This is a genomic window from Parasediminibacterium paludis, assembly GCF_042651445.1.
GTDB classification, from domain to species: Bacteria; Bacteroidota; Bacteroidia; order Chitinophagales; family Chitinophagaceae; genus Parasediminibacterium; species Parasediminibacterium paludis.
The window spans coordinates 105,272-126,417 of sequence record NZ_JBHSDC010000002.1 but is presented as its reverse complement, the minus strand read 5'-3'; the positions used below and the strand labels follow the sequence as shown (position 1 = coordinate 126,417).

The window sequence follows — 21,146 nt, the reverse complement described above, 5'->3', positions numbered from 1 at the left end:
GTCAGCTTTTGTTGCGCTAGTAGGCTAGTTGTATGCAAGCGTATTTAGGGCTACACAACAAATATTATCTTGAGCCACTCAAAGCATATAAATAGACCTACCGACAGCGTGCCTCAAAAAGCAGACGCTGCAATTAAACAGTAGTGAGGGGCTAGTGAGCTAGATTTCTTGACTCCATTAGCTATCTCTATAGCGCCCATTATAGATACCCTAAAGGCAGTTGAAAAAACAACGCTATACAAACCAATCATAAAATAACAACATACACTACCTTAAACAATATTGCCACTATTTTACAATTTGGCTTAGTTTTATGCATGCTTCAAAAGTCAACGGTGCAATTGTTGCGCTTGCCATTTTCTTATTTTTTAATGCCATTGTATTGGTTTGCTCTGTCTTTTGTACCAAATATCAATTGGTGTAGGGCGGCGCTTATTTTTGGCTTGCTACATCTTTTGCTCTACCCTGCTAGCAATGGCTATAATAGTTATATGGATAGAGATGAAGCCAGTATTGGCGGCGTAGAAAAGCCCATGCCACCTACCAAACAACTATTTTGGGTAAGTATGGGTATGGATGTGCTTGGCATGGCCTTAGCATTTTGTATTTCCCTTCCCTTTTTTGTGGCATATAGTTGTTATATCCTTTGTTCAAGATTGTATAGCTATAGAGGTATTCGCTTAAAACAATACCCCATTATTGGGTTTGCAACGGTGATTATTAACCAAGGGGCACTCACTTTTTTTATGGTTTATCATGGCGCAAGTAGTGATCTCACAACTACCATGCCTTGGCAACCTGCATTAGCAGCTGCTTTTTTAATTGGCGGCTTCTACCCTATTACACAAGTGTACCAGCATCGGCAAGATGCCGACGACGGCGTTACCACTATTAGTATTTTATTAGGTATTAGGGGTACATTTTTATTTTGTGGCGCCATGTATGGCATTGTGGCGGGGTTATTGTTAAGTTATTTTTCAAGTATTCATCAATTAGCTGTTTTTGCCCTGCTACTCATCTTTTTTACGCCAATTATCGTTTATGTGAGTAAATGGCTAAATATGGTGTGGCAAGATGCCACAAAAGCCGATTTTAAACATACCATGCAGTTAAATTGGCTAGCTAGTACTTGTACCAATTTGGCTTTTATTACACTTTTAATGATGCACCAACTTTGACAAATATTGTTTCTATAGCAACAGCAGTACCGAGTTATCAGCACCAACAGGAAAGCATTTTGCAGTTTATGCAAAACATGTATGGGTTAGATGCGGAAGGTAAACGCAAATTGGCATTTTTGTACCACCAAAGCCATATTCGTACGCGGTATTCCTGTGTAGCAGACTATGGTGCACCAAAAGCAGATTGGACCTTTATACCACCAACAGAAGACATTGATTTTCCGAGTATTGATGTGCGCATGCAACGCTATCAGGCGGCAGCGTTGCCATTATCGGTAAATGCCATTACCCAATGCATTGAAGGTATTATTACGCCTCAAGATATCACGCATTTAATTACGGTTAGTTGTACAGGTATGAGTGCACCCGGCCTGGACCTACAAGTGGCTGAAGCCATGCAATTATCGCCTAATATTTTCCGTACTTCAGTGAACTTTATGGGTTGTTATGCCGCCATTCATGGGTTAAAATTAGCCAAAATGATTTGCGATAGTACCACCACCAAAGCCAATGTGGTTGTGGTTTGTACCGAATTGTGTACACTACATTTTCAAAAAGCATTTACACCTGACAATGCCGCTAGCAGCTTGTTATTTGCAGATGGCAGTGCAGCAGTTCTATTGTCAAATACCATTACAACAGATAAGCACTTAACGCTACAAAACTTTTATTCACAAATTGCCTATCAGGGTAAAAAAGATATGGCTTGGGAAATCAGTAGCAATGGCTTTTTAATGACGCTTAGTGGCTATATACCACAATTAATAGAGCAGGATATTGAAACATTATTACACAATGCTTTGCAGCAAAATCACCTCAAAAAAGATAATATCACGCATTGGTGTGTGCATCCCGGTGGAAGAAAAATTGTAGATGTGATAGAACAAAAATTACAGCTAGCAGCAAGCGACCTACAATATTCAAGACAGGTATTAAGAGATTATGGCAACATGAGTAGCCCTACTATATTATTCGTATTAAAAGCCATGATGGATGAGCCAATAGCAACAGGCGCTACTATTTTTGGCGTCGCTTTTGGCCCTGGCCTTACCATGGAAACTTTTATCGCAACAAAATCATGACATTTATACAACGTTCCTATCAACCTGAATTACTAGACGCACCAGATATTCCTTTTGCAGACATAAAAAGGAATATGCAAGAACTGAATACCATCAATACTTTGCTTGGGGGGCATGCCATTACTGTAAAAGGAATTGCGCAATTAATTGGCAACCTGAAAGAAATTCATGTGTGTGAAATAGGCTGTGGCGGGGGTGATAATTTAATCGCCATCAATAATTACTGCCAACAACACCACATTAAAGTGCATTTTGCTGGTATTGATATCAAGCAGGCTTGTATTGACTTTGCTGCTACCAAAACGGCCTTACAATTCAACACGGATTGGATTGTAAGCGATTATGAACTGGTTTATTTTGACAGTAAACCTGATATTATTTTTTCAAGTTTATTCTGCCATCATTTTACTGATGAACAGTTGATTACACAGCTACAATGGATGCAAGCAAATAGTAAGCTAGGTTTTTTTATCAATGATTTACAGCGTAATAGCATCGCCTATTATGCCATCAAAGCCATTACCAGTCTATTTTCTAAATCTTACCTCGTAAAAAATGATGCGCCATTAAGTGTATTAAGAGGTTTTACCAAGCAAGAGTGGATCCGCTTGTTTGCCAAAGCGGGGTTTAGAACTTTTAGCATTAGCTGGCAATGGGCATTTCGTTATTTAATCATTTACCAACACTAATGGACTCAATTACCAAATACGATGTGGCCATTATTGGTGGCGGCCTTGCAGGCTTAACATTAGCTATCCAATGTGCTAGAGCGGGGTTTATTACGGCACTTTACGAAAAAGAGCACTACCCGTTCCATAGGGTTTGCGGGGAGTATATTAGCTTAGAAAGTAAGGATTTTTTAAAAAATATGGGGGTGGATATTGAAGCGTTACAATTACCCATCATTAATACCTTGCATATTACAGATAGCTACGGTCATTTATACCATTTTACACTCCCGCTTGGTGGTTTTGGCATCAGTCGATTTATGCTAGATGATATTTTGTACCAGCAAGCGCAACAAGCAGGTGTGCATATTTTTACAGCAACCAAAGTACAAAATGTGGTGTTTAACAACCAACAGTTTGCCATTAGTACCAGCCATCACCAACACAAAGCCACCGTTGCTGTGGGTAGTTTTGGCAAGCGCAGTAATCTAGATGTAAAACTACAACGCCCCTTTATTAACCAAAATAAAGGTCGGCTACACAACTATATTGGCATTAAGTACCATATTAAACATGCGCATCCAGTAGATACCATTGCCTTGCACAATTTTAAAAATGGGTACTGTGGTATTTCTAAAATTGAGGGCGATACTTATTGCCTTTGCTACTTAACCACTGCTGATAATTTAAAAGCTAATGATGGGTCTATTAAGCAAATGGAAGCCACTGTTTTACAAAAAAATCCTAAGCTAAAAGACATATTAACCCAAGCTGAATTTTTATACGAAGCGCCACTAGCCATTTCGCAAATCAGTTTCAGCCCTAAGGCTACAGTAGAAAATCACATGCTGATGGTAGGTGATGCGGCTGGCTTGATCACGCCGCTCTGTGGCAATGGGATGAGTATGGCCTTGCATGGCAGCAAATTAGCCTTTACCCAAATACAAGCTTATTTGCAAAAAGATATTTCAAGAAAAGACATGGAAGAAAATTTTACCAACGAATGGAAAGCACATTTTGGTAAACGCTTATGGATAGGGCGCATGGTACAAAGGCTATTTGGTGGCAATTATGTAACGTATTTGTTTCTAAAAACCATGCAACAAAGTAAGTGGCTGTCTACCAAATTGATTAAAGCCACGCATGGCCAGCCATTTTAATACCCACCACTTCCAAATTAATTTTTAAGCCAAATTTTATGCTACAAATTAGTTTGTTATCAAAATATCTGTATATTAGTTGTCTAAAAAAACAACTAATATGAAAAAAATTCTTGCCACAGTGTTAGCATTTGCTTGCTTTGCTACTGTATCTTTTGCACAACCAAAAAAGGCTGAAAAAGCTAAACCAGAAGCGAAAAAAGAAGCTGCTGCACCAGCAAAGAAAGAGGCCGCTAAAACAGCCGCCGCTCCTGCCCCCAAAAAAACAGTAGTAGCACCAACTGCTAAACCTGCAATGCCTGCAGCACCTGCTAAAAAAGAAGCTGCTACCAAACTAAAAGCAGATGGCACGCCTGATAAACGCTTTAAAGACAATAAAGCAGCAGCACCAGCTGCGCCTGCTGGTCCTCTTAAAAAAGATGGTACACCAGATATGCGTTATAAAGTAAACAAAGAAGCCGCTAAAAAGAAAGCGTAGTTTTTACCTTAATACTGTTTTAAAGCCCGCAATTATTGCGGGTTTTTTATTGTCTGCGCCCTAGAAAAATTAACAGCCTCAGCATAAATTGTTGAAAAGCTTGTGTTTTAGCTGTGGTTTTACCTAGTAATTTAACTATTTTTACCGCCAAATTACAACCGACATACTATGACTATTGAACACTTTAAAACACTTACCCACGCTGAAAAATTGTCTGAAATAAAATACCACGGTACTTTATTGGGTAGCTATGATAGACCAAATGAAGAAGGCGGCAGTAAAGTGCCTGGCGATATTTTTGAATTACACGATTTTTGGGTATATCTAAGTGATGAAGAAGATATGGTAATACCAACCAGAAGAAACCCATTGCCACCAGTAGAAGAAGCTTAATACCAAACAGCAATAACGGATAAAAGCACTTAAACGAACCTAAGTTTAGGTGCTTTTCTTTTTAAGAAAGAAAATAACGAGCATTGCCACAAACATAACAATGGTAAAGCCGCTAATAACCGTTTGGATAGTCATGTGCCGAAAATTTAAACCTTACTATACTAAAAGCTTGCCATACTAATATAGGATAAATATATTGACAAAAATTTAAGATAGCATTACCGTTTCATCATTTCCAAACAACAACTGCAATTTTGGTAAACACCTAAGTCAAATGCATCATTTTCCTAATGATACTGCTACTAAAAAAGCGCCGCCACTGATACATTTCAGTATACAGCGCCATATTTCGCTGAGATAAACCCAATGCTAGGCTGAGTTTCGACCAGCATTGATAATACCAAAGCTACAACGCATGGCCAATTTTTCGTAAGTGGCTTTTATGGGCGCATTGGTAATTAATCCTTCTTCTAATTGGCGCACTTTGGTAATGGCGTATTGCTGTATGGTTACCAATGGCAACACAATGCGTTCACGCATTTGTACCGATAATTGGTCAACAGGAAAATCTTCCATCAATGTTGTATTACCAGATAATTTTAACAGGTATTTTTTGGTGAGTTCATACTCATCGTGCACCATATTCCAAATTTCACCATATTGTTTGTGGTCTTTTAAAAAGGCGGTTAATGGGAAAAAGCATTTTTGCATGGCCATTTCACAATTGTCTAGCAAGGTTTTGAAGAATAGTGATTTACGATAGAGCGATACTAATTCGTCCCACTTATCTTCTGCTTCTATTTGTTGCATGGCTGTACCTACCCCATAGTAGCCTGTTACATTTTGTTTTAATTGGCTCCAAGCACCTACAAATGGGATGGCTCTGAGGTCTTTTAAGCTGAGTTTGGTACCACCGCCGCGCTTAGCTGGGCGGCTTCCAATATTGGTTTGTGCATAAAATCGCAAAGCACTCGCATGGCTTAAATAGTCAGCAAAATAGGGGTGTTCTTTTAGTTGGATATAGCTTTGAAAGCTTTTCTCGGCAAGTGATTTTACCAAAGCCTCCGATTTTTCAGAGATGGTAATTTCATTGGCCGCAGTGATATTATTGCTTAAGCCAGCATTCAGTAATTGCTCCATGTTAAATTGGGCAGTATCTACTGTACCAAAATTGCTACTTACTGTTTGCCCTTGGATGGTCAATTGAATTTCTTTATTGGCAATATTTTTACCCATAGAAGCGTAGAACTGGTGCGTTTTACCACCACCGCGCGCTGGCGGACCACCACGACCATCGAAAAACACCACATCAATGTTGTATTTTTTAGATATGGCAGAAAGTTCTTCTTTGGCTTTATAAATACTCCAGTTGGCCATTAAATAACCACCATCTTTTGTACCGTCGCTAAAGCCTACCATAATGGTTTGCTTATTGCCACGCCGTTGTAAATGCTGGCTATACAAAGGATGCTCGTACAAGGTTTTCATAATGTCGGCTGCAGCTTGTAAGTCATCAATGGTTTCAAACAATGGCACAATATCTACACTTAATGCATCCGCTTTCCAACCGCCCATCAACAATAAGCCATATACTTCTATCACGTTCAGAGCGCTATTACATTGGCTGATGATATAGCGGTTACAACCTTCTTCACCATTGGCTTTTTGAATGTCTTTAATGGTACTCACTACTTTTAGTGTGTCTATATGTACACTATCTGTTAACACACTGCTGTCAGGTTGTTCGGTAATGGCAAATAATGCATCTATTTTTTCGGCCTCACTTAAGCTAGCATAATTGCTAGGCAATATATTGGTTTTCTTCGCCAAAATATCTATGACTTCAACATGAATTTTACTATCCTGACGGATATCTAAAGAAGCAAAATGCAACCCAAACACTTGTACTTTATTGATGAAGTTTTCAGCCCACTCAATAAATAAGTTATTATGCTCATAAATTAACAAGTGGCGTACTTTTTCCATCACGTCTAAAATGTCTTTTTTAGTAAGCGTGGATTGGTAGCCTGGAACAATTAAATGATCGTATAAGGTTTTTTCTAAATTATTCAACAAGACATCGACACCTCTAAATGTTAAGCGACGTTTTAATCTGCGCACATCTAAATAGTAACATCGAATAATACCAATACGTAAGGCATCGGCTACTTGTGCCGTAATCTCTGCCGTTACAAAAGGATTGCCATCTCTATCGCCCCCTGGCCAAAAGCCCATCTTGATGACAGGATTTTCGGCAGGTATCATGCCCGGATAAGTGCGTTTGAGATTGCTAATAATTTTACCTGTAGCTGGGTAAAAAATATTTTCTAAATACCACAACAAACTCATCGCTTCATCGTATGGTGTGGGCTTGGCTTTTTGGAAAAATGGGGTACGACCTAGCTGTTGTAGATAGGTATAAATATTGGTTTCGTCGTTGGTATTAACCGCTTTAGAAATATCGTTGATGATGCCCAAAACCGCACCTGTATAAAACTGTGTGGGATGCGCTGTGAGTACCAACTGAATATTAAAGTCTTGTAGTTTTTTTGCAAGCGCTTCTTCTGCGCCACGTTCTTGGTCTACCAAAAACTCAAGGTTTTTAAGCGTCCCCTTGCCATTCATATCGTTGACTTGCGTAAAAGCAGCGTCTTCAAGGGCGTCAAACAATACCACTTGGCGCTCGATGTATTGCACAAAACGAAATAATTGGTCAGCCTTTTCTTCGTCTTTTACAAAACTGGTTTGCTTCGCAAAAAATTCGTCGATAATTTCAACTGGGCTTTGCTTTTTGTTATAGCCTTCTTCGCAATTTACTAATAAGAGCGAAGCGAGAATACCTGTTTTTTCAATTCGATGAAAGGGCAATGAGCCGAATAAGCTATTGTACAGCTGAAATTTAATACCTACTAGGTTTTTAAACGGTTGCAGTCCTGATGCACTGTGCATAGAAATAGTGTTTAATCTTGGTTTTAATAATAATGGCTGCAATAATCGAGGCTATAAAAATAATAAAAATTATTGACGATTATTGTATAATCTCTTACCTTAGCAGCGTTTACATGAAAAAACAGCAAAAAATATCGTTTTTCTTTAGAGCAATTGCAACAATTGCTACCACATCTATTGTTACTACGACGATCCGTTAAAGCGGATTGAAAATTGTCATATCACCCCATGGGCTTAACGCTGTTACATCTTACAAGAATATACCTTTTCGCAACACTCATTTTTCAAAAAAATATTGAATGAAAGTTATAAAATTTGGCGGCTCGTCTGTAGCCAATGCAGAGAACATCAAAAAAGTAGTCAATATTATTAATCAACCGCAATACCAATCTACCATAGTCGTTGTTTCGGCTTTAGGTGGGGTAACAGATTTACTTATTTCAGTTGGTACTGATGCTGCAAATGCCAAAGAGCAATACAAAGAAACCCTGCTTAACCTTGAGAAAAGACATATAGAAACGGTTCAAGCATTGTTACCAATTAATAATCAAAGTGCTTGCATTAGCAGTGTTAAACAAAGCTTTAACGAACTTGAAGATATTTGCGAAGGGGTTTTTCGCTTGGGCGAATTATCTGGCCGCACCAAAGACCGCATCATCAGTTTTGGCGAACTGTTATCTTCAAAAATTATCTACTTTTATATACAGTCAACTGGTAGTAAAATAGGTTGGATTGATAGTAGAAAAGCCATTAAAACCAATAGCAATTTTGGTTTTGCAGCGGTTGATTTTGCAGCTACTACCGAAAGTATTAAAGCAATTGTTGCTGCATCAAGCAATACCCTATTCATAGCGCCAGGTTTTATAGCAAGCGATAGCAATGGTTTTACCACAACCTTAGGCCGTGGTGGTAGCGATTATACCGCTTCGATATATGCAGCGGCTGTACATGCAGAAGCGGTAGAAATTTGGACAGATGTCACTGGTATGATGACGGCTGACCCTCGTTGGGTAGCCAATGCAAGAACGATTCCTCACACATCTTACAGAGAAGCCATGGAATTATCCCATTTTGGCGCTAAGGTTATCTATCCACCTACGATTCAGCCTGCCATGGATCAAAATATTCCGATTTGGATAAAAAATACATTTGCTCCAAGTGAAGCCGGTACTTTAATTGAGAATAAACCATCAGAAGAAGGCGAGATAATTACAGGTATTTCTAGCATTAATCAAATAGCGCTATTAAGCCTAGAAGGTAGTGGCATGGTGGGCATCCCAGGTTTTTCTAAAAGGTTGTTTGAAGCTTTGGCCAATGAACAAGTGAACGTGATTTTAATTACCCAAAGTTCATCGGAGCATTCAATTTGTGTAGCGGTAAATACTGTTGATGTAGCAAAAGCCAAAGCCGCTGTAGACAATGCTTTCGAGATAGAATTAATGAGCAAAAAAGTAGAGCCCCTTAAGGTTGAAAAAGAACTCTCTATTATTGCTTTGGTGGGAGATAAAATGAAAAGTCACCCTGGTATTGCAGGCAGGATGTTTAGTGCCTTGGGTAGAAATGGTATTAATATCCGTGCTATTGCACAAGGTTCTTCTGAACGCAATATTTCGGCAGTGGTATCATTCAATGATATCAAAAAAGCAGTCAATGTTTTACATGAGGCTTTCTTTGAAACGTCACACAAACAACTAAATGTATTTATTTGCGGCGCAGGTAATGTTGGTGGTAAATTAATAGATCAAATACAACAACAGCAAGCGTATCTGTTACAAAACTTAAACTTACAAGTACGTGTTACAGGTATTGCAACTAGCAAAAAAATGTTGTTTGTAGATAATGGTAACGAAATAGATGTAAGCCATTGGAAAGATGCTTTGGTTAACGCTGAAACGATGAGTTTGCAAGGCTTTGTAGATGGTATTATTGCCAAAAACTTACGTAACAGCGTATTTGTAGACGTGACTGCCAATGCTGAAGTGGCAGGTGTTTATGCGCAATTGTTATCAAAAAGTATTGCCGTAGTGGCCTGTAATAAAATTGCTGCTTCAAGTGTATATACCAACTATCAACATTTAAAATCTTTAGCTAAAGAATACAACGTACCCTATTTGTTCGAAACCAATGTGGGCGCAGGTTTGCCAGTCATTGGCACTTTGAATGATTTAATTAAAAGTGGCGATAGAATTAATAAAATACAAGCGGTTTTATCAGGTACTTTAAATTTTGTTTTTAATAATTACGATGGCACCAAACCATTTGCACAGGTGGTAAAACAAGCACAAGATGAAGGCTATACCGAACCAGATCCACGTTTAGATTTAGGTGGCACTGATGTGATGCGTAAGATTATGATTTTGGCAAGAGAAGCTGGCAACAAAATGGAAATGGAAGACATTACCAACAATGGTTTTTTACCAGCAGCATGTTTTGAAGGTAGCGTTGCTGATTTTTATATAGCGATGGAAAAACATGAAGCACATTTTAAGGCTTTGTATGATGCAGCCGCTGCAAAAAATTGCAAGCTAAAATTTGTGGCTCAGTTTGAGAATGGCAAAGCTTCTGTGGGCTTGCAACACATCCCTTCTAACAGCGATTTCTATCACTTGTATGGCAAAGACAATATTGTATTATTTTACACCCAACGATACCCTGAGCAACCAATGGTGGTAAAAGGTGCAGGTGCTGGTGCAGATGTTACAGCAAGTGGCGTTTTTGCAGATATTATGAGAGTAACCGCCCCCTAATCCCCAAAGGGGGGACATAAAAACCTAACAAATGAGAACATTTATAAAGTATTACGAACCTTCTTTGAACCCCCTTTCGGGGGGAAAGGGGGCTGTCTCTGTTCTATCACCTGCCACTGTAGCTAATGTGGTTTGTGGCTTCGATATATTGGGATTTGCGCTCAACAATCCTACTGATGAATTTACCGTTTCATTAAGCGATGAAGTGGGCGTACATATCATCAACGACGATGATTTTAACTTGCCAACCAATCCTGAGATAAATGTATCTGGTGCGGCTTTGCTGGCAATGTTAGAGGAATGCCCTGATGTTAAAGGCTTTACAGTCATCAGTAAGAAAGTGGTCAAACCAGGTAGCGGTATAGGTTCTAGTGCGGCTAGTGCTGCTGGGCCTGTCGTGGCCGCTAATATATTGTTGGGAAATCGCTTTTCAAAAAGCGATTTGGTTCGTTTTGCGATGTTTGGCGAAAAGGTAGCAAGCGGTGTCAAACATGCCGATAATATTGCACCTGCCATTTACGGTGGCGTTACCTTAATTCGTTCAATTTTCCCATTAGATATTATCAGTATTGATGCGCCGCCTTTACACGTAACGGTGGTACATCCTCAAATAGAAGTTCGCACAGCCGATGCGCGCCAAATTTTAAAGCAACATGTGTTGCTAAAAGATGCCATTAAACAATGGGGCAATATTGCAGGCTTGGTAGCTGGTCTTATACAGCAGGATTACGATTTAATCGGTCGTAGTTTAGAAGATGTTATCATAGAACCTGTTCGTAGCATTTTAATTCCTGGTTTTAACGAAGTAAAACAAAAATGCAAAGATGCAGGTGCACTAGGTGGTGGTATTAGTGGCAGCGGCCCTTCTATTTTTATGTTGAGTAAAGATGCCGAAACCGCTAAAGCAGTTGAAGAGGTAATGAAAGATGTCTATAACCGCATTGGTCTAGATTATCAAACCCATTTAACCACCATCAATCAAGAAGGGGTTAAGCAAGTCGTCTAAACTTAGATTTTGTAGGATTTATAGGATTTTAAAGATAATTTTTGTGTGACCAGCTTTTGAACAACTATTTAGCATCGTTCCGCCTGAGGCGGACACTTGTACGGTTAGATACCTTATTAAACATAGAACGATACACTAACCCAAGGCTTCAGCCTTGGGACAAAACATAAAATACAACTTGGCTTTAGACAAAAAAAATAAATGGAGAAAAACTTTGGCTAAAGCCAAGAACTTTTGAGATACTAACCCTAGCTTAAAAGCTAGGGTTAAAAATAAGAACACTTAACCCAAGGCTTTAGCCTTGGGACAAAGACAAAATAGAATTGGCTTTAGCCAAAGTGAGTTAAAACACAAGACATGTCATACATCAAAATATGGATACATGCGGTATGGGGAACAAAAAACAGAATGCCCTTATTAAGGCAACCTGTTTTAGAAAAAGTATGCACACACATCACCAACAATGCAAAGGAAAAAGGTATTTACATTGATAGAATTAATGGCTACGATGAACATATACATGTTCTTATGCTATTAAAATCTGATTTTAGTATTTCAAAACAAATGCAATTATTGAAAGGTGAAAGTGCTTATTGGATTAATAAAACCGGTCTTCTAAAAAAACAATTTGAATGGGCTGATAAGTATTTCGCAGCATCAGTAAGTAATGATAAAATTGATGTTGTGAGAGCCTATATTGACAATCAACAAACACATCATCTCAAGCAAACATTTACAGAAGAATATAAAAACTTTTTAAGCAGACTTGGTTACAAAGAAGACTTCGGCTAAAGCCACTGCAACAAATTACTAGCACCCAGGCTAAAGCCAAGGGTTAATTAATACAGCACATGAATTACTACAGTTTAAACCACCAATCACCCAAAGTCAATTTTGCAGAAGCTGCCTTGCGTGGCCAAGCACCCGATAAAGGTTTATATTTCCCAGAAAGCATCCCTACCCTACCTGCTGATTTTATTCAAAATATCAAGCAATACAGCAAGGAAGAAATCGGCTTTACTGTCATGAAGCCTTATGTTGGTGATAGCATTCCTGATGATGTGTTGCAAGAGATTATAAACCAAACCATCAATTTCGATTTTCCTTTGGTGCAAGTGACTGACGCCATTGCTTCGCTGGAACTATTTCATGGCCCAACACTCGCTTTTAAGGACGTTGGTGCAAGATTCATGAGCCGTTGTTTGGGCTATTTCAACCGCAATGCTTACCACCATACTACCGTATTGGTAGCCACTTCAGGCGATACAGGGGGTGCTGTAGCCAATGGCTTTTTAGGCGTTGATGGTATTGATGTGGTGATTTTATACCCATCGGGCAAAGTGAGCAAAATTCAAGAATTACAGTTGACTACTTTGGGTAAAAACATTAAAGCCATTGAAGTAAAAGGTACTTTTGACGATTGCCAAGCCATGGTAAAGCAAGTATTTGCTGATGAACAACTGAACCATAAACTATCTCTTACCTCTGCCAATTCGATTAATGTAGCTAGATGGCTACCACAACAACTGTATTACTTTTTTGCTTACCAACAATGGCAGCACGAACAAGCACCTGTTATTTGTGTACCAAGTGGCAACTTTGGTAATATTTGCGCAGGTGTTTTAGCACATATTTCTGGCTTACCTGTACAACATTTTATTGCGGCTTGCAACGCCAACGATGTTGTGCCTAACTATATGAACACACAGGTGTACGAGCCAAAACCTGCTGTAGCCACCCTTTCTAACGCTATGGATGTAGGTCATCCCAGCAATTTTATTCGTATTTTAGAATTGTTTCACCAGCAGTTTAGTGAGCTAAAAACGGCTTTTAGTAGTGTAAGTATCAGCGATACCATAACAGCCCAAACTATTACAAACGTTTATCAACAATTCAACTATACTTTAGACCCGCATGGTGCAGTTGCTTATTACGCATTGGAACAATATCTTAAAAATTCCCCTTCTGGGGCTAGGGGTATGATTTTAGAAACGGCTCACCCTATTAAATTTCCTGATACGGTAGAACAAGCTACAGGCATTGCACCTGAATATCCTGAACAAGTAAAACACTTATTGAGCCAAGAAAAACTAAGTGTAGTAATGGATGCAAAGTTTGAGGACTTAAAAGAATGGTTGATGAGTAGATAGTATTATTTAATGTAGAGAATCAAAAAATAACACAAATAGCAGTAGAATTAAATATTTTCAAGCTGTATTACTTATTTCTGCTGCTAATGTTTTAAAAATAGATTTGACTGTGAAGTTGTCGAAAAATGGATGGAATGGAGATTTCAGTCCTCTATCATTAAACCGCGAAATATTGATTAATAAGTCATCGTTGTCAAAAATTATAATAACTCTTGTACCCCACTTCCATAAACTTGCCCTCTTATAAAATCTAAAAATTTGTCCTTCAGGTGCTGGTAGCTGCACATTAAAACGTTTCTCTAAAATTTCAACTATCAGTCTACGATTAGCATTTCTATCACTTCCATGAAAACGTTCTAATCTATTATAATTAGCTAAAGCATACAGTGTTAATAAGCTTATTAAAAATACTGGCAACCATATTATCCAAGGCATTCTAAACTTTTCACCGCCTTCGTTAATGGCTTTTAATTTTAAAAAAACAGGAAAAATAATGCCTAATGAAATAACAAAAACAGAAAAGAGGAGATAGAATACCTGACCAAGCATTTGATCAAAGCCCACATGGATCATCTTAAGTTTATTAGAGCGAATTGACTTCTCAATATCAATTTGTACACTTTCCATACATCGTTTTATAATTACGCATACGTTTGAAATGAAATAACACATCTACATGAAATGCATATCGCATCCATTTTTGACTGGGTTAACGGTATTTTCAACGCCATTACTCTATTGCCAATAACTTTAAACAAGTAGGATTACCAGTTTCAAATTGGTTAACAAACGTTAATAAACCAGTGGTTTTATCTCTTTTGAAAATGATAACATTGTCAGAATTTTGATTAGCCACTAGTAAATAATGACCTGTAGGGTCGATGGTAAAATTACGAGGGGTTTTGCCTCTTGTTGGCTCTAAACCAATATATGTCAATGTGCCGTTGATGGCATCTACACTGTAAATAACAATATTGTTGTAGTTACCACGGTTGGTAGCATACAAAAATTTACCATCGGGCGAAAAATGAATATCTGCACTGCCTTTATCTAGGTTATTACTAGTATCGGTACTGATGGTTTGTACGTTTTGGATGCCGTTTTGATAGTTAAAAACATCTATCGTACCGCTTAATTCATTAATCACATAGAGCAACTTCAGCGATGGATGAAAAGCCGTATGTCTAGGACCATTGCCTACTACCGAGAAAATCACAGAATCGGCAGCAGCTGTAAATGGTGTACTTCTATTAGCGTTGTTAAAGTTATAAATATTGATCCTGTCATTACCCAAATCGTTGGTGAATAAAAGTTTTTCGTCAGGCGAAAAAATAGCCATGTGGGCATGCGGTTCTTTTTGGCGCTGCACGTTGACGCTGCTACCTGTATGCTGAAACAATTGCTTTAGCGTATCAATAGCACCATCTTTTTTAAGGTTTAAAACACTGACGCTACCGCTGCCATAGTTGGCCGTAACCAACCATTTATTCGCTTTATCAACACTTACATAACAAGGCCCATCACCTCCCACTAAAACTTGATTGAGCAAGGTAAGCTTGCCCGATTTTTTATTAAACCGAAAAGCACTTGCAGACCCAGGGCGTACTTTGGAGGCTTCATTGGCGCTATAGAGATATTTACCTTTGGCTCCAATCGCTAGATAAGAGGGATTGTCTGATGCAATTTTGCTGACAAATTGTACGCTGCCATTAACGGTATTGAATGTATACACACTGATGCCTTCGTTTTTACCTGTGGTATAACCACCTACAAATAAATAATAAGACGATTGGCTAAAAACGGTAGTAACAATGAACAATAAAAGCGAGGTTACAATAATACGCATGGCAATAGCAATTTTTATTTGTGATTTAATGATTTGAATGAGAGCGATGATTGTTAGCTTGATTGACGTCGCAGAAAAAAATCATTATCCTCATTCAAATCATTACAATCAGCGGTTATCCCATATTGTGAAACACCTTATTCACATCTTCATCTTGTTCAAGGCGCTCAATTAATTTACTAATATCTTCTGCTTGTTCGTCGGTAACAGGTACGGTAGTAGTAGGTATCCATTCTAGCTCAGCGCTCAATGGTGTAATACCTTTATCTTCAAGTGCTTTTTGTAGGTTACCAAAGTCGGTAAATGCACAGCGCAATACCAATACTTCGCTACCATCATCATTGGTACTTTCGCCCAATTCATCTAAGCCATGGTCTATTAATTCAAGTTCTAATTCATCCATATCTAAACCAGCAGGCGCCAATTTAAAACTACCTACTTTTTTAAACTGAAAACTTACGCTACCAGTATTACCCATTGCACCACCACCTTTGTTAAAATGGCTTTTTACGTTGGCCACTGTACGTACGTGATTGTCAGTAGCAGTTTCTACAAGCAATGCCACACCATGTGGTGCATAGCCTTCGTACAAAATCTCTTCGTAGTTAGCCGTATCTTTACCCATGGCACGTTTAATTGCCGCTTCTACACGGTCTTTAGGCATACCTACGCTTCTCGCATTTTGGTAACATCTACGCAAAGCAGGGTTGGTGGCAGGATCCGGGCCACTCGCTTTTACAGCGATCACAATTTCTTTACCAATACGGGTAAACTGTTTTGCCATCCTATCCCAACGGGCAAACATGGTGGCCTTTCTAACTTCAAAAATCCTTCCCATAAATTATTATCTATTTTGACGTCTGAAATATTTTGGTAACCAGCAACAGGGTGTCTATTGAACGTCTGTTGCGTCGCACACTTGTACGCTTGTAGCAATATGCAGCAAAGCGGCGGCAAAAATAACAGTTGTATGCCAATAAAAAACTTTCTTTAAACAAGCGTGCCACACCATGATGGTGTGGCACGCTAAACACAAATATTTTATAACTAAGCTTGTTGCGCTTTCCGCAGCTTGCTATTGTTTTTACTGTACAAGAAGTAAATTAAAATACCCAATATTAACCAAGCACCAGACAACTGGATTGCATGGATATTTAATTGAGACATTAAGAATACATTGATGCAGATTCCAAGTACGGCAATGAGTGGCAAAGCTGGCACTTTAAAGTTTCTTTGTAATCCTGGTTCTTTTACTCTTAACAACCATACAGCTGCACAAACCATAGTAAAGGCAAACAAAGTACCAAAACTTGTCATATCTGCTAATGTTGAAATAGGTGTAAAACCTGCTACAAATGCTACAATCGCACCAATAAGAATATTGCTTTTGTAAGGTGTTTTATTTTTTGGATGTAAATCGCTAAACAATTTTGGAATTAAACCATCCTTGCTCATACCCATAAAAATTCTTGATTGACCAAGCATCATTACCATCATTACAGAAATTAAACCGGCAGTGGCAGCTATAGTAATAATAAAAACAGCCCAAGGCATACCAGCTAGGTCGAAGGCCGCCGCTACTGGCGCTTTAATGGCATCAGGATATTTACCTAATGGATTAAAATCGGTATATTTCATCATACCAGTTAATACCAAGGATACCAAAATGTATAGAACTGTACATACTAAAAGCGACATGATAATGGCAAAAGGCACATCTTTTTTAGGATTAATAGCTTCACCAGCTTGTGTAGATACCGCATCGAAACCTACATAGGCAAAGAAAATAGCCGCCGCACCAGAAATTACCCCAGCCCAACCATAGGCATCATGTACTTCGCCATTGTTTACCACTTTAGCTACAGGCGGGATAAAGGGCGTCCAATTAGAGACATGTACATAAAAAGCACCTGCGATAATCACAAAAATGACCGCTGATACTTTTAAAATAACAATCAAATTATTGGCCTTTGCCGCTTCTTTAGTACCTTTTACCAATAACGCAGTAATTAAAAGCACAATAACTGTAGCTGGCAAATTCATTGAAAAGCCAGAACCCGTATAGCTTCCAGGATCTTGGGTAAGATATTTAGGTAATTCTAAATGAAATAAGTGTAATAATTTATTAAAGTAACCTGACCAGCTTACAGCAACAGTCATGGAACCCATGGCATATTCTAATATTAGTCCCCAACCTATTACCCATGCAAATATTTCACCAATCGTACCGTAGGCATAAGCATAAGCAGAACCTTCTACAGGAATCATACTGGCAAATTCAGAATAACAAAGTGCCGCAAACACACAGGCAATACCAGCGATTACAAAAGAAAGTGCTAAAGCAGGACCTGCATGAAAATAGGCGCCCGTTCCTGTAAGTACGAAAATACCACCACCAATAATGGCACCAATGCCAATGGCTGTTAGGCTCCACTTACCAAGAACCCGCTTCATTTCACTTTTTTTCATATCCTCTTCAAAAGCACTAAGAGGTTTTTTAAGGAATAAACTCATAAAAGATTAGTTAAATTTTCGTGATTTTTATTTTCGGCAAAATAGGCAATTCTCCCTTTCGGCAAACATTTCTTTTATGATGGGTAAAGATATTTTTTTAGTTACTTCAACTTTTTAGCGAGAAAATAGCAGAAATATGCCTGAAAAGTCAACAATCACAATACTTACTGTACAAAACCGTTATCATTTAGGGATGTAGTGGCGCTTATCATTTCAAATTAAAAAAATAGCGATGGCAGTTACTGTAAGTTCTATTAAAACTAGTCAGGATATTTACTACACCTACTACGAAAGTCCCGTAGGCCTATTAAAGATTGGTGGCACAGATACGTATATCAATGAATTAAGTTTTGTTGATAGCAGACAACAACTATCGCACGGTGAGCCAGGTATCAGCGATGTGATCCATTACTGTACGGAACAATTGATTGAATTTTTTCAAGGCCGCCGACGATCATTTGATATTCCTATCCATCAAGATGGTACTGATTTTCAAATACGGGTATGGAACGAACTTTTAAGCATCAAATTTGGCAAAACAATTAGCTATTTAGACCTTGCCAAGCAACTTGGCGACCCTAAATGTATCAGGGCTGCAGCCACTACCAATGGTAAAAATAATATTGCCATCATCGTACCTTGTCATAGGGTAATAGGTACAGATAAAAGCTTAACAGGCTACAGCGGCGGCCTTTGGCGTAAAAAATGGTTGCTTCAACACGAATTCAGACTACAAAACGGTATTCAAACCCTATTTTAGAAGTAAGTCTCATACGGAAAATTACGATTCTAAATACTCGTTACCGCTGACAATTTTAGTATACATACTAGAAAGTGATAGAAAAATATTTTGGAAATACTTCGCATACCCTACATTTGCAGCGGCAGGCCTTACACGACCAGCTCCTGTTGAACCTCCCCAGGGTAGGAATACAGCAAGGATAGACGGTTGTAGCGGTGCGATGTGAGTAGTCTGCCATTTTTTTTCCTCTTAATCCCCAAAGGGGCGGTTGAAGCTAGCATTAGATTTCCACTTTCAAGCTCAAATACTATTACATGAAATTTTTTATTGACACAGCAAACCTTGCTCAAATTAAAGAAGCAAACGATCTTGGCATATTAGATGGCGTAACTACCAATCCATCATTAATGGCAAAAGAAGGTATTAAAGGTGTAGAAGCACAAATGCAACACTATAAAACGATTTGCGACTTAGTAGATGGCGATATTAGCGCGGAAGTATTATCTACTACTTACGATGAAATGGTAGCTGAAGGTAAATTACTAGCTGCTATTCACCCAAATATTGTGGTAAAAATACCGATGATAAAAGATGGTATTAAAGCCATTAAATACTTTACAGATAATGGCATTAAAACCAACTGCACATTAATTTTCAGTGCTGGTCAAGCTATTTTAGCAGCTAAAGCGGGTGCTACTTATATTTCACCATTTATCGGTCGTATTGACGATAGCGGTTGGGATGGTATTCAATTAATCCAACAAATTTCTAATATCTACACCATGCAAGGATTTGAATCTCAAATCTTAGCAGCGTCTATTCGCAGTGCCAATCATATTATCCAATGCGCAGAAGCTGGTGCAGATGTGTGTACTTGCCCATTAGAACCAATTTTGGGGCTGTTAAAACATCCTTTAACGGATATCGGTTTGGCTAAATTTTTAGAAGACGCTAAAAAGAATAGCTAAAAAATATTTAGACTAGACTTCCCAAGTTGTATAAACTTGGGAAGTCTATAAAAAATGCATTCGAATCATCGAATGCATTTTTTATTGTGTAAATCATGTGTAAATCATATGAGTTAGGCTTCTTCTCCAAGCCTTGGCCTTAATCTTGCTTTGGCTTTGTTAAACACTTGATTCCCTTTATCGATGCCCGCTCTTAATTTCTTTTGTTCTTCATAGGGCATTTGAACAATGGTTTGACATTCTACGGTACAACAACCATCATAGGCTTTCGCACAGTCGCTACATTGTATAAACAATAAATGACAGCCGTCATTGGCGCAGTTGGTGTGCGTATCAGCAGGCTTGCCACATTGGTGACATTTTGCAATCACATCTTCAGTAATACGCTCCCCTAGTCGATTGTCAAACACAAAGTTTTTACCAATAAATTTACTTTCAATGCCTTCTTTTTTTATTTGCTGGGCATAATTAATAATGCCGCCTTCTAAGTGAAATACATTTTTAAAGCCTTTGTGCAACATGTAGGCGCTCGCTTTTTCGCAACGAATACCGCCAGTACAATACATGATAATATTTTTATCTTCATTACCTTTCATCATATCTACCGCCATTGGCAGTTGTTCTCTAAAGGTATCAGATGGAATTTCTAATGCTCTATCAAAATGCCCTACTTCATACTCGTAATGGTTGCGCATATCAATCACCACGGTATCGGGGCTTTCTAATAATTGGTTCATTTCCTTGGCATTCACATACTTACCCTTGGTATTCATATTAAAATTAGGGTCTGCAATACCATCTGCCACTATTTTTTCCCGCACTTTAATTTTCAATACCCAAAAGCTTTTACCATCATCATCTACAGCAATATTTAATCGCAAACCATTTAGTGGCTCTATACTATATAAAAATGTTTTGAAGGCTTCAAAATTATTGGATGGTACGCTTATTTGGGCATTAATGCCTTCATGTGCTACAAAGATTCGCCCAAACACCGATAATTCATCTAGGTGTTTGTACAAATAATCTCTAAATGCTTTGGGATCGTCGATGTGGAAATAATTGTAAAAACTAAGGGTAGTTCTTGGTTCAGTTTCTTGCAACATCAGTTGCTTCAACTCTTCGTTGTTGATACGATTGTATAAAGCTGCCATACATAAAATTTTATAAACCTGCTTGCAGGGCAGGTAAAATTTGCACAGCAAAAATAAAGAAAAAAATCACCACATAGTCACAAAGACACATAGCTTACCTCAAAAGAA

The 21,146-nt window shown here is 38.4% G+C and carries 18 protein-coding genes and 1 other RNA gene; 13 read left to right on the top strand and 6 right to left on the bottom strand.

The features are described from left to right. The first annotated feature begins 317 nt into the window (after window positions 1-317). The 6 genes from ACFOW1_RS01060 to ACFOW1_RS01035 all read left to right on the top strand — a co-directional run bounded on the left by ACFOW1_RS01060 (window position 318) and on the right by ACFOW1_RS01035 (window position 4,962). Window positions 318-1,178: a UbiA family prenyltransferase gene (locus tag ACFOW1_RS01060; RefSeq protein ID WP_379011627.1), complete on the top strand. Its 861-nt coding sequence runs from the start codon at window positions 318-320 to the stop codon at window positions 1,176-1,178. Continuing rightward, on the top strand, window positions 1,175-2,263 hold the full coding sequence (locus ACFOW1_RS01055; RefSeq protein WP_379011625.1) for a type III polyketide synthase: 1,089 nt from the start codon (window positions 1,175-1,177) through the stop codon (window positions 2,261-2,263). Before ACFOW1_RS01060 ends, ACFOW1_RS01055 begins: the two co-directional genes overlap by 4 nt. Continuing rightward, window positions 2,260-2,952 carry a methyltransferase domain-containing protein gene (locus ACFOW1_RS01050; RefSeq protein WP_379011623.1) on the top strand — a complete coding sequence of 231 codons (693 nt, stop codon included), beginning with the start codon at window positions 2,260-2,262 and terminating at the stop codon, window positions 2,950-2,952. Before ACFOW1_RS01055 ends, ACFOW1_RS01050 begins: the two co-directional genes overlap by 4 nt. After that, a complete protein-coding gene (locus tag ACFOW1_RS01045) occupies window positions 2,952-4,091 on the top strand; it encodes an NAD(P)/FAD-dependent oxidoreductase (RefSeq protein ID WP_379011622.1) in 1,140 nt (379 codons plus the stop codon). The genes ACFOW1_RS01050 and ACFOW1_RS01045 overlap by 1 nt, the downstream gene beginning before the upstream one ends. Before the next feature lie 100 nt (window positions 4,092-4,191). Then, entirely contained in the window at window positions 4,192-4,569 is a 378-nt protein-coding gene (locus ACFOW1_RS01040; protein ID WP_379011621.1) for a hypothetical protein, read from the top strand. Window positions 4,570-4,737: 168 nt separating this feature from the next. After that, window positions 4,738-4,962: a hypothetical protein gene (locus ACFOW1_RS01035; RefSeq protein WP_379011618.1), complete on the top strand. Its 225-nt coding sequence runs from the start codon at window positions 4,738-4,740 to the stop codon at window positions 4,960-4,962. A gap of 369 nt (window positions 4,963-5,331) precedes the next feature. On the opposite strand, the gene ACFOW1_RS01030 is transcribed toward ACFOW1_RS01035, so the two are convergent. Beyond that, window positions 5,332-7,911 (bottom strand): phosphoenolpyruvate carboxylase, encoded by a 2,580-nt coding sequence (locus ACFOW1_RS01030; protein WP_379011616.1) that lies wholly within the window; start codon window positions 7,909-7,911, stop codon window positions 5,332-5,334. A gap of 299 nt (window positions 7,912-8,210) precedes the next feature. On the opposite strand from ACFOW1_RS01030, the gene thrA reads away from it, so the two are divergent. The 4 genes from thrA to thrC all read left to right on the top strand — a co-directional run bounded on the left by thrA (window position 8,211) and on the right by thrC (window position 13,814). After that, the gene (gene thrA / locus ACFOW1_RS01025; protein WP_379011614.1) at window positions 8,211-10,658 is read left to right on the top strand and encodes a bifunctional aspartate kinase/homoserine dehydrogenase I; all 2,448 of its coding nucleotides are present in this window, start codon (window positions 8,211-8,213) and stop codon (window positions 10,656-10,658) included. A 31-nt stretch (window positions 10,659-10,689) separates the two neighbouring features. Further along, complete coding sequence (locus ACFOW1_RS01020) at window positions 10,690-11,664, top strand: homoserine kinase (RefSeq protein WP_379011611.1); 975 nt, start codon at window positions 10,690-10,692, stop codon at window positions 11,662-11,664. 357 nt (window positions 11,665-12,021) lie between these two features. Further along, entirely contained in the window at window positions 12,022-12,456 is a 435-nt protein-coding gene (gene tnpA, locus ACFOW1_RS01015) for an IS200/IS605 family transposase (RefSeq protein ID WP_379011610.1), read from the top strand. Between the two features lie 59 nt (window positions 12,457-12,515). Beyond that, the gene (gene thrC / locus ACFOW1_RS01010; protein ID WP_379011609.1) at window positions 12,516-13,814 is read left to right on the top strand and encodes a threonine synthase; all 1,299 of its coding nucleotides are present in this window, start codon (window positions 12,516-12,518) and stop codon (window positions 13,812-13,814) included. A gap of 57 nt (window positions 13,815-13,871) precedes the next feature. On the opposite strand, the gene ACFOW1_RS01005 is transcribed toward thrC, so the two are convergent. The 4 genes from ACFOW1_RS01005 to ACFOW1_RS00990 form a co-directional block, all read right to left on the bottom strand. Further along, on the bottom strand, window positions 13,872-14,441 hold the full coding sequence (locus ACFOW1_RS01005) for a hypothetical protein (protein ID WP_379011607.1): 570 nt from the start codon (window positions 14,439-14,441) through the stop codon (window positions 13,872-13,874). A gap of 103 nt (window positions 14,442-14,544) precedes the next feature. Beyond that, window positions 14,545-15,660, bottom strand: a complete 1,116-nt coding sequence (locus tag ACFOW1_RS01000) for a lactonase family protein (RefSeq protein ID WP_379011605.1) — start codon at window positions 15,658-15,660, stop codon at window positions 14,545-14,547. A gap of 115 nt (window positions 15,661-15,775) precedes the next feature. Continuing rightward, window positions 15,776-16,498: a YebC/PmpR family DNA-binding transcriptional regulator gene (locus tag ACFOW1_RS00995; RefSeq protein ID WP_379011602.1), complete on the bottom strand. Its 723-nt coding sequence runs from the start codon at window positions 16,496-16,498 to the stop codon at window positions 15,776-15,778. Between the two features lie 209 nt (window positions 16,499-16,707). Then, a complete protein-coding gene (locus ACFOW1_RS00990; protein ID WP_379011601.1) occupies window positions 16,708-18,174 on the bottom strand; it encodes an amino acid permease in 1,467 nt (488 codons plus the stop codon). 232 nt (window positions 18,175-18,406) lie between these two features. Here ACFOW1_RS00990 and ACFOW1_RS00985 point away from each other — a divergent pair, with 232 nt between their 5' ends. The 3 genes from ACFOW1_RS00985 (at window position 18,407) to fsa (ending at window position 19,884) form a co-directional block, all read left to right on the top strand. Beyond that, entirely contained in the window at window positions 18,407-18,934 is a 528-nt protein-coding gene (locus ACFOW1_RS00985; protein WP_379011600.1) for a methylated-DNA--[protein]-cysteine S-methyltransferase, read from the top strand. 122 nt (window positions 18,935-19,056) lie between these two features. Further along, an RNA gene (gene ffs / locus ACFOW1_RS00980) (signal recognition particle sRNA small type) lies at window positions 19,057-19,156 on the top strand. 74 nt (window positions 19,157-19,230) lie between these two features. After that, window positions 19,231-19,884 carry a fructose-6-phosphate aldolase gene (fsa, locus tag ACFOW1_RS00975; RefSeq protein ID WP_379011598.1) on the top strand — a complete coding sequence of 218 codons (654 nt, stop codon included), beginning with the start codon at window positions 19,231-19,233 and terminating at the stop codon, window positions 19,882-19,884. A 113-nt stretch (window positions 19,885-19,997) separates the two neighbouring features. On the opposite strand, the gene trhO is transcribed toward fsa, so the two are convergent. Continuing rightward, window positions 19,998-21,038, bottom strand: a complete 1,041-nt coding sequence (gene trhO, locus ACFOW1_RS00970; protein ID WP_379011597.1) for an oxygen-dependent tRNA uridine(34) hydroxylase TrhO — start codon at window positions 21,036-21,038, stop codon at window positions 19,998-20,000. Between the last annotated feature and the right edge of the window lie 108 nt (window positions 21,039-21,146).

What these genes read in the sequence shown, in the direction of transcription:
- ACFOW1_RS01060 (WP_379011627.1), top strand. Translation starts at nt 318, where the DNA reads ATGCTTCAAAAGTCAACGGTGCAATTGTTGCGCTTGCCATTTTCTTAT.
- ACFOW1_RS01050 (WP_379011623.1), top strand. Translation starts at nt 2,260, where the DNA reads ATGACATTTATACAACGTTCCTATCAACCTGAATTACTAGACGCACCA.
- ACFOW1_RS01045 (WP_379011622.1), top strand. Translation starts at nt 2,952, where the DNA reads ATGGACTCAATTACCAAATACGATGTGGCCATTATTGGTGGCGGCCTT.
- ACFOW1_RS01040 (WP_379011621.1), top strand. Translation starts at nt 4,192, where the DNA reads ATGAAAAAAATTCTTGCCACAGTGTTAGCATTTGCTTGCTTTGCTACT.
- ACFOW1_RS01035 (WP_379011618.1), top strand. Translation starts at nt 4,738, where the DNA reads ATGACTATTGAACACTTTAAAACACTTACCCACGCTGAAAAATTGTCT.
- ACFOW1_RS01030 (WP_379011616.1), bottom strand. Translation starts at nt 7,911, where the DNA reads ATGCACAGTGCATCAGGACTGCAACCGTTTAAAAACCTAGTAGGTATT.
- thrA (WP_379011614.1), top strand. Translation starts at nt 8,211, where the DNA reads ATGAAAGTTATAAAATTTGGCGGCTCGTCTGTAGCCAATGCAGAGAAC.
- ACFOW1_RS01020 (WP_379011611.1), top strand. Translation starts at nt 10,690, where the DNA reads ATGAGAACATTTATAAAGTATTACGAACCTTCTTTGAACCCCCTTTCG.
- tnpA (WP_379011610.1), top strand. Translation starts at nt 12,022, where the DNA reads ATGTCATACATCAAAATATGGATACATGCGGTATGGGGAACAAAAAAC.
- thrC (WP_379011609.1), top strand. Translation starts at nt 12,516, where the DNA reads ATGAATTACTACAGTTTAAACCACCAATCACCCAAAGTCAATTTTGCA.
- ACFOW1_RS01005 (WP_379011607.1), bottom strand. Translation starts at nt 14,441, where the DNA reads ATGGAAAGTGTACAAATTGATATTGAGAAGTCAATTCGCTCTAATAAA.
- ACFOW1_RS01000 (WP_379011605.1), bottom strand. Translation starts at nt 15,660, where the DNA reads ATGCGTATTATTGTAACCTCGCTTTTATTGTTCATTGTTACTACCGTT.
- ACFOW1_RS00995 (WP_379011602.1), bottom strand. Translation starts at nt 16,498, where the DNA reads ATGGGAAGGATTTTTGAAGTTAGAAAGGCCACCATGTTTGCCCGTTGG.
- ACFOW1_RS00990 (WP_379011601.1), bottom strand. Translation starts at nt 18,174, where the DNA reads ATGAGTTTATTCCTTAAAAAACCTCTTAGTGCTTTTGAAGAGGATATG.
- ACFOW1_RS00985 (WP_379011600.1), top strand. Translation starts at nt 18,407, where the DNA reads ATGGCAGTTACTGTAAGTTCTATTAAAACTAGTCAGGATATTTACTAC.
- fsa (WP_379011598.1), top strand. Translation starts at nt 19,231, where the DNA reads ATGAAATTTTTTATTGACACAGCAAACCTTGCTCAAATTAAAGAAGCA.
- trhO (WP_379011597.1), bottom strand. Translation starts at nt 21,038, where the DNA reads ATGGCAGCTTTATACAATCGTATCAACAACGAAGAGTTGAAGCAACTG.